General features: G+C 68.6%; 6 protein-coding genes and 1 pseudogene. 6 read left to right on the forward strand and 1 reads right to left on the reverse strand.

Annotated features, from left to right (window positions below):
* Nucleotides 1-192: pseudogene (locus OZN99_RS20485) on the forward strand (hypothetical protein); the annotation flags it as partial.
* A 58-nt stretch (nucleotides 193-250) separates the two neighbouring features.
* On the opposite strand, the gene OZN99_RS20490 reads toward OZN99_RS20485, so the two are convergent.
* On the reverse strand, nucleotides 251-919 hold the full coding sequence (locus tag OZN99_RS20490; RefSeq protein ID WP_270937113.1) for a hypothetical protein: 669 nt from the start codon (nucleotides 917-919) through the stop codon (nucleotides 251-253).
* A gap of 238 nt (nucleotides 920-1,157) precedes the next feature.
* On the opposite strand from OZN99_RS20490, the gene mdh reads away from it, so the two are divergent.
* The 5 genes from mdh to OZN99_RS20515 all read left to right on the forward strand — a co-directional run.
* Nucleotides 1,158-2,111: a malate dehydrogenase gene (gene mdh, locus OZN99_RS20495; RefSeq protein WP_270937114.1), complete on the forward strand. Its 954-nt coding sequence runs from the start codon at nucleotides 1,158-1,160 to the stop codon at nucleotides 2,109-2,111.
* Between the two features lie 72 nt (nucleotides 2,112-2,183).
* A complete protein-coding gene (sucC, locus tag OZN99_RS20500; RefSeq protein WP_270937115.1) occupies nucleotides 2,184-3,377 on the forward strand; it encodes an ADP-forming succinate--CoA ligase subunit beta in 1,194 nt (397 codons plus the stop codon).
* Between the two features lie 3 nt (nucleotides 3,378-3,380).
* The gene (gene sucD / locus OZN99_RS20505) at nucleotides 3,381-4,277 is read left to right on the forward strand and encodes a succinate--CoA ligase subunit alpha (protein WP_270937116.1); all 897 of its coding nucleotides are present in this window, start codon (nucleotides 3,381-3,383) and stop codon (nucleotides 4,275-4,277) included.
* Nucleotides 4,278-4,474: 197 nt separating this feature from the next.
* Nucleotides 4,475-7,378, forward strand: coding sequence for a 2-oxoglutarate dehydrogenase E1 component (locus OZN99_RS20510; protein ID WP_270937117.1), 2,904 nt, complete (start codon nucleotides 4,475-4,477; stop codon nucleotides 7,376-7,378).
* A gap of 31 nt (nucleotides 7,379-7,409) precedes the next feature.
* A partial coding sequence (locus OZN99_RS20515) for a biotin/lipoyl-containing protein (protein ID WP_333779753.1) occupies nucleotides 7,410-7,736 on the forward strand: 327 nt, incomplete at its 3' end.

Below are 7,736 nucleotides of genomic sequence, written 5' to 3' on the forward strand. Positions count from 1 at the left end.
CCGCGCGACGCCATGGCAAGCAGCTGCACGCGGCGGAACGGCCGCCTGGTCTGCGGCGGCGCGCGCAGCAGCGTCGCCGGCTGGCAGGCCGGCCTGCCGACCGCGAACTACGCGCAGCGCGAATGCCCGGAAGGCACCTTCGCGACGCTCGCCCGCGGCCACGACGACGTGGTGCGCTGCATGCCGCTGTAGGCGTGGCGCAGCGCCGCGCCGCGCGAGCGGTCCTCGCGGCGCGCGGCTGTCCGACGGGCTATTCGGCGACCGAGGCCCGTCGCCAGTCCGCGATCTCCGCCAGGTCCTTCTTGCCGTGCTTGACGAGTTCGACGACCTGCAGACCGTGGGTGCGTTCGATGTATGCGAACGCAAAGCAGTAGGCCGTGGCGGCATCGACATAGCAGAGCGTCGCGCCGAAAGTGGTCTTGTTGGCCACAGGCTTCCCGAACAGCCCCTTGCTGTGGAATTCCCAGATTTCCTTCGATCCGCGCGACAGGAAATAATCCACCGGGTCGCAGATCAACAGCGCCCCGCCCTGCGTACCTTGATGCCCGTGCGCGCCGATGATGCAGCCGGGGTGATCACGGTGGTCACGCAACAGGTAAGACCGGCAGGCGCCAAGCCGGGCGGTGAACACGAAGCCCGGCAGCCGCGTCAGTATGCCATAGGTCGCCTTCTGCTCCACCCAATCCACGACGATCCCATTTGCCGCGGCATCATCGTCTGCCGCATATCGGATCTCGATCTCCGGCGGCGACCGCGCAGGCCACAGCATGATCTGGGCCATGCGGCGGTTCGGCTTGATGAAGCCAAGCTCTTCCAGCCCACCGTCGGTCGGGTGGATCGGCGCGCCGGCACGACTGCCGAAGATGATGCGCGCTCCCTTTGTCCGCAGGATTGTCCGCAGGTCTTCCTGGATGGACATGGCGGTCCTCCAACGGTTTATATTTTAACTTGCGAATGTGACATCGATTCGGGGGCGAGAGCAATGGGCTTCACGGAGAAGCTCGGTCCAGGGGCGTCAGGTCCATGCAAGAGCGGCCCCGCCTTGCCCTTGCTGCACCGCGGGAGTAGGAACCCGCCGGGCGGCTCCCGCCCTTGAAAAACGACGTGCCCGGGACCACCGCCGCTCCGCGCGGGCCGGGCCAGGTTGAGGACCGCGCATGGCCCGCAAGAAGATCGCCCTCGTCGGCGCCGGCAACATCGGCGGCACGCTTGCCCACCTGATCGGCCTGAAGGAACTCGGCGACGTCGTGCTGTTCGACGTCTTCCCGGGCGTGGCCGCGGGCAAGGCGCTGGACATCATGCAGTCCGGCCCGGTGGACGGCTTCGACAGCCACATGGTCGGCGCCGGCGACTACAGCGCCATCGCGGGCGCGGACGTGGTGATCGTCACCGCCGGCTTTCCCCGCATGCCCGGCATGACCCGCGACGACCTGCTGACCAAGAACGCCGGCGTCATCGGCCAGGTCGCCGAGGGCATCAAGACCTACGCCCCGAACGCCTTCGTCATCTGCATCACCAACCCGCTCGACGTGATGGTGTGGGTGCTGCAGCAGAAGTCCGGCCTGCCGGCGAACAAGGTCGTCGGCATGGCCGGCGTGCTGGACAGCGCGCGCTTCCGCCTCTTCCTCGCGCAGGAATTCGGCGTGAGCGTGGAGGACGTGACCGCGTTCGTGCTCGGCGGCCATGGCGACACCATGGTGCCGCTGACCCGCTACTCCACCGTCGCCGGCGTGCCGGTGCCGGACCTGGTGAAGATGGGCTGGACCACGCAGGAGAAGATCGACGCCATCGTCACCCGCACCGCGAATGGCGGCGGCGAGATCGTGAAGCTGCTGGAGAAGGGCTCCGCCTTCTACGCGCCCGCCGCCAGCGCGATCGCGATGGCGGAGAGCTACCTCCTCGACAAGAAGCGCGTGCTCCCCTGCGCCGTCCTGCTGAACGGCGAGTACGGCCAGAAGGACTTCTATGTCGGCGTCCCCGTGGTGATCGGCGCCAACGGCGTGGAGCGCATCCTCGAGGTGCAGTTCACGCCGGAGGAGAAGGCCGCCTTCGACAAGTCGTGCGACGCCGTGAAGAAGCTGATCGAGGACTTCAAGAAGCTCGGCGTCTGAGCCCCTTCCACTCCGGCCGGTCGGGGGCCGCGGGCCTCCGGCTCGCCCCCCTCTGACCGGAGAACCAGCCGGATGAACATCCACGAGTACCAGGCCAAGGAGCTGCTGCGCCGCTACGGCGTGGCGGTCCTGGACGGCCATGTCGCCTGGACGGCGGACGAGGCGGTGGCGGGCGCGAGGAAGCTGCCCGGCCCCGTCTATGTCGTGAAGTCGCAGATCCATGCCGGCGGCCGCGGCGCGGGCCGCTTCAAGGAAGACCCGAACGGCAAGGGCGGCGTGCGCGTCGTCAAGTCCGTCGAGGACGTGAAGGCCGCCGCCGAGGCGATGATCGGCAAGACGCTGGTCACCAAGCAGACCGGCCCGCAGGGCAAGGTCGTCTCCCGCGTCTATGTCGAGGACGGCTGCGACATCAAGCGCGAGCTCTATCTCGGCCTGCTGGTCGATCGGGACACCTCCCGCGTGGTCATCATGGCCTCCACCGAAGGCGGCATGGAGATCGAGGAGGTGGCGGCGCACCACCCCGAGAAGATCCTGAAGGTCCATGTGGACCCGGCTTCCGGCATCTCCGGCTTCCACGCCCGCAAGCTGGCCTTCGGGCTCGGCCTGGAAGGCAAGCAGGTGACGAGCTTCACGAAGTTCGTCACCAGCCTGTACGGCGCCTTCCTCGAGCTCGACTGCGCGATCGTGGAGATCAACCCCCTGGTCGTCACCGGCAAGGGCGAGATCGTCGCGCTCGACGCCAAGGTGTCCTTCGACGACAACGCGCTGTTTCGCCACAAGGACCTGGAAGCGCTGCGCGACGACAGCGAGATGGATCCGAAGGAGCTCGACGCGGTCCAGAACGACCTGAACTACGTCGCGCTGGATGGCGAGATCGGCTGCATGGTGAACGGCGCGGGCCTCGCCATGGCGACGATGGACATCATCAAGCTCTACGGCAGCAGCCCGGCGAACTTCCTCGACGTTGGCGGCACGGCGAATGCCGCGCGCGTGACGGAGGCGTTCCGCATCATCACCAGCGACCCGAACGTGAAGGCGATCCTGGTGAACATCTTCGGCGGCATCGCCAAGTGCGACATGATCGCCACCGGCATCGTGGAGGCGTCGAAGAACCTGTCCCTGAAGGTGCCGCTGGTCGTGCGCCTGGAAGGGACGAATGTGGAGCTGGGCAAGAAGATCCTGGCCGACAGCGGGCTCGCGATCATCGCGGCCGACAACCTGGCCGACGCCGCCCAGAAGGTGGTCGCGGCGGTTAAGGGGGCCTGAGCCATGGCCGTTCTGGTCGACAAGAACACCCGCGTCATGACCCAGGGCTTCACCGGGGCCCAGGGCACCTTCCACGCCAGCCAGGGCATCGCCTACGGCTCCAACTACGTGGGCGGCACGACGCCGGGCAAGGGCGGCACGATGCACCCCGAGCTGAACCTGCCGGTGTTCAACACGGTGGCCGAATGCGTTGCCGCGACGCAGGCCAATGCAAGCGTCATCTACGTGCCCGCGCCCTTCGCCGCCGACGCGATCCTGGAAGCGATCGACGCCGAGGTGCCGCTGATCATCTGCATCACCGAAGGCATCCCGGTGCTGGACATGGTGAAGGTGAAGCGCGCGCTGCAGGGCTCGAAGTCGCTGCTGGTCGGGCCGAACTGCCCGGGCGTCATCACGCCCGACGCCTGCAAGATCGGCATCATGCCCGGCCACATCCACCGCCGCGGCTCGGTCGGGATCGTGTCCCGCTCTGGCACGCTGACCTATGAGGCGGTGGCGCAGACCACCGCGGCCGGCCTCGGACAGTCCACCTGCGTCGGCATCGGCGGCGACCCGGTGAAGGGCCTCGACTTCATCGACGTGCTGGAGATGTTCCTCAAGGACGACGAGACGAAGTCCATCATCATGATCGGCGAGATCGGCGGCGAGGCCGAGGTCGTCGGCGCCGAGTTCCTCCGCAAGGAGAATTTCGGCCCCGGCAAGCCGAACAAGCCGGTGGTCGGCTTCATCGCCGGCGCCACCGCGCCCCCGGGCCGCCGCATGGGCCATGCGGGCGCGGTGATCTCGGGCGGCAAGGACACCGCCGCGGCGAAGATGGAGGCGATGGCCTCCGCCGGGATCAAGGTGGCCGACAGCCCCTCCTCGCTGGGGTCCACCATGGTGAAGGCGCTGGGCGCCTAACGCTCCGGAAGGGCGCATGCCGGACCCCCCGCGGCCGCGCGGCCAGGGGGTCTGCCAAGACCGCGGCCTTCCGCCTATGTTCGTGCCTTGAGGCCGCCCCCGGTTGGGGGCGGTCGCGTATCCGGGTTGTTCCCCGGGAAAAAAAGCGGTTGAGGAAAACCGGCGGCAGCCAGGCCGGCGCCGCCGAGGAGGACACAATGGCCGGAGTGGACATCCTCGCGAGCGCCATGTCGGGGGCGAATGCCGCCTTCCTCGCGGACCTCTACGCCCGCTGGGCCGAGAAGCCGGACAGCGTCGATCCTTCCTTCGCCGAGCTCTTCGGCGCCCTGAACGACGAGGCGCGCGCCGTGCTGGAGGATGCCTCCGGCGCCAGCTGGGCGCCGCGCACCCGGGGCCGCTTCGGGCCGGACCCGGAGCCGCCGCCGGCCCCGAAAAAGGACGGCAAGGCCGCCGCCGCCCCGGTGATGCCGAAGACCGACACGATGGACAAGGCGGCCGCGCAGCGCGCGGTGCTGGATTCCATCCGCGCGCTGATGCTGATCCGCAGCTACCGCGTGCGCGGCCACCTGGAAGCCCAGCTCGACCCGCTCGGCCTGCAGAAGGTCAACCCGCATGCGGAGCTGACCCCGGCGACCTACGGCTTCACCGAAGCCGACATGGACCGGCCGATCTTCCTGGATTTCGTGCTGGGCAAGGAATACGCCACGCTGCGCGAGATCCTGGCGATCTGCCGCGCCAGCTATTGCGGCTCGATCGGCGTCGAGTTCATGCACATCCAGGACCCCGACCAGAAGTCCTGGATCCAGCGCCGGATCGAGGGCGCGCCCTGGCTCAACGGCTTCGACAAGGCCGCCAAGACCCGCATCCTGCAGGAGCTGACCGAGGCCGAGGGCTTCGAGGCCTTCTGCGCGAAGAAATATGCCACCACCAAGCGCTTCGGCCTGGAAGGCGGCGAGAGCACCATCCCCGCGCTGGAGACGGTGATCGAGGTGGCCGCCGGCCTCGGCGTGAACGAGGTGACGATCGGCATGGCGCATCGCGGCCGGCTCAACGTGCTGGTCAACGTGCTGCGCAAGCCCTTCGCGGCCGTGTTCAGCGAGTTCAAGGGCATCGCCGCCCAGCCGGAGGACGTGCAGGGCTCGGGCGACGTGAAGTACCACCTCGGCACCTCGACCGACATCGAGATCGCCGGGCGCATGGTGCATCTCTCGCTGCAGCCGAACCCCAGCCACCTGGAAGCAGTGGACCCGGTGGTGGTCGGCAAGGTGCGCGCGCGGCAGGACATGGCGGGCGACACCAAGGCGCGCCGCAGCGTCATGGGCATCACGCTGCACGGCGACGCCGCCTTCGCCGGCCAGGGCGTGGTCTATGAGACGCTGGCGATGAGCCAGCTCATCGGCTACCGCACCGGCGGCACCATCCACATCGTCACCAACAACCAGATCGGCTTCACGACCGTCGCGGCCCACGCCTATTCGGGCCTCTACTGCACCGACGTCGCGAAGAGCATCCAGGTGCCCATCCTGCACGTGAACGGCGACGACCCGGAAGCGGTGGTGTTCTGCGCCAGGATGGCGGCCGAGTTCCGCATGCAGTTCGGCGCCGACATCGTGCTCGACATCGTCTGCTACCGCCGGCACGGCCACAACGAGACGGACGAGCCGGCCTTCACCCAGCCCATCATGTACGGCCGCATCAAGGAGATGCGCACCACGCGCACCCTCTATGCCGAGAGGCTGGCGAAGGAAGGCAGCATCCCCGCCGCGGAGTCGAAGGCGATGCTCGATGCCTTCAACGCCACGCTGGAGGACGCCTTCCAGGCCGCGCAGTCCTTCAAGCCGAACAAGGCCGACTGGCTGGAAGGCCACTGGTCCGGGCTGAAGGCCGTCGCCGTCGGCGAGGAGGTCGAGAAGCTGCACGAGACCGCCGTCGGCCTCGACACGCTGCGCGAGGTCGGCGCCGCGCTGACCCGCGTGCCGCCCGAGTTCAACATCAACCCGAAGATCGCCCGCCAGCTGGAGCAGAAGAAGCAGGCGATCGAGGGCGGCGAGGGCCTGGACTGGGCCACCGGCGAGGCGCTGGCCTTCGGCACGCTGCTGCTGGAAGGCCACCGCGTGCGCCTCTCGGGCGAGGACGTGCAGCGCGGGACCTTCAGCCACCGCCACGTCTACCTGATCGACCAGAAGACGCAGGCCGAATACGTGCCGCTGAACAACATCCGCGCCGGGCAGCCGCGCTTCGAGGCGTTCAACTCCCTGCTGAGCGAGTTTGGCGTGCTCGGCTTCGAATACGGCTATTCCCTCGCCGACCCGCGCACCCTGGTGCTGTGGGAAGCGCAGTTCGGCGACTTCGCCAACGGCGCGCAGGTCATCATCGACCAGTTCATCGCCAGCGCGGAGACCAAGTGGCTGCGCATGTCCGGCCTGGTGATGCTGCTGCCGCACGGCTACGAGGGCCAGGGGCCGGAGCATTCCTCCGCCCGGCTGGAGCGCTACCTGCAGCTCTGCGCGGAGCGCAACATGCGCGTCGGCAACCTGACGACGCCGGCCAACTACTACCACGCGCTGCGCCGCCAGCTGAAGGCGAACTACCGCAAGCCGCTGGTGCTGATGACGCCGAAGTCGCTGCTGCGCCACAAGCTGGCGGTCTCCTCGCTGGCCGATTTCGGCCCGGGCAGCGCCTTCCAGTACGTGATCCCGGAGATCGACGCGATCGCGCCGGACGAGCAGGTGAAGCGCGTCGTGCTGTGCACCGGCAAGGTCTACTACGACCTGCTGCAGGAACGCCGCGACAAGGGCGTGAAGGACGTCGCCATCGTCCGGCTGGAACAGCTCTACCCCTTTCCGCAGCAGAGCCTCGGCAAGGCGCTCGCGCCCTATCGCAACGCGGACGTCGTCTGGTGCCAGGAGGAGCCCGAGAACATGGGCGCCTGGACCTTCGTCGACCGCCGGATCGAGCGCGTGCTCGAAGGGCTCGACATCAAGGCGAAGCGGCCGCGCTATGTCGGCCGCATTGAGGCAGCAAGCCCGGCCACCGGCCTTGCCAAGATCCACCAGCAGCAACAGGAAGCCCTGGTCCGCGAAGCTCTCGGTCTGAGCTGAGGCAGGCGGGCAGGCACAGGACGGAACGGAGATGACGGAGATCCTTGTCCCTCCCCTCGGGGAGAGCGTGTCCAGCGCCACCGTGGCGCGCTGGCTGAAGAAGGCCGGCGAGGCCGTGGCGGCGGATGAGCCGCTGGTCGAGCTCGAGACGGACAAGGTGACCGTCGAGGTCAACGCGCCCGCCGGCGGCGTGATCGAGGCGATCGCCGCGAATGAGGGCGCCGAGGTCGGACCGGGCGCGGTGCTCGGCACGATTGCCGCCGGCGGCGCCGCCGCGGCGGCCAAGCCCGCCTCCACCGGCACGCCCACCGCGCCGACGCCGGCGCCCCAGACGCCGGCTGCCCCACATGTCGAGGCG

This window comes from Falsiroseomonas oryzae (assembly GCF_027856955.1).
Lineage (GTDB): Bacteria > Pseudomonadota > Alphaproteobacteria > Acetobacterales > Acetobacteraceae > Falsiroseomonas > Falsiroseomonas oryzae.

What these genes read in the sequence shown, in the direction of transcription:
- OZN99_RS20490 (WP_270937113.1), bottom strand. Translation starts at nt 919, where the DNA reads ATGTCCATCCAGGAAGACCTGCGGACAATCCTGCGGACAAAGGGAGCG.
- mdh (WP_270937114.1), top strand. Translation starts at nt 1,158, where the DNA reads ATGGCCCGCAAGAAGATCGCCCTCGTCGGCGCCGGCAACATCGGCGGC.
- sucC (WP_270937115.1), top strand. Translation starts at nt 2,184, where the DNA reads ATGAACATCCACGAGTACCAGGCCAAGGAGCTGCTGCGCCGCTACGGC.
- sucD (WP_270937116.1), top strand. Translation starts at nt 3,381, where the DNA reads ATGGCCGTTCTGGTCGACAAGAACACCCGCGTCATGACCCAGGGCTTC.
- OZN99_RS20510 (WP_270937117.1), top strand. Translation starts at nt 4,475, where the DNA reads ATGGCCGGAGTGGACATCCTCGCGAGCGCCATGTCGGGGGCGAATGCC.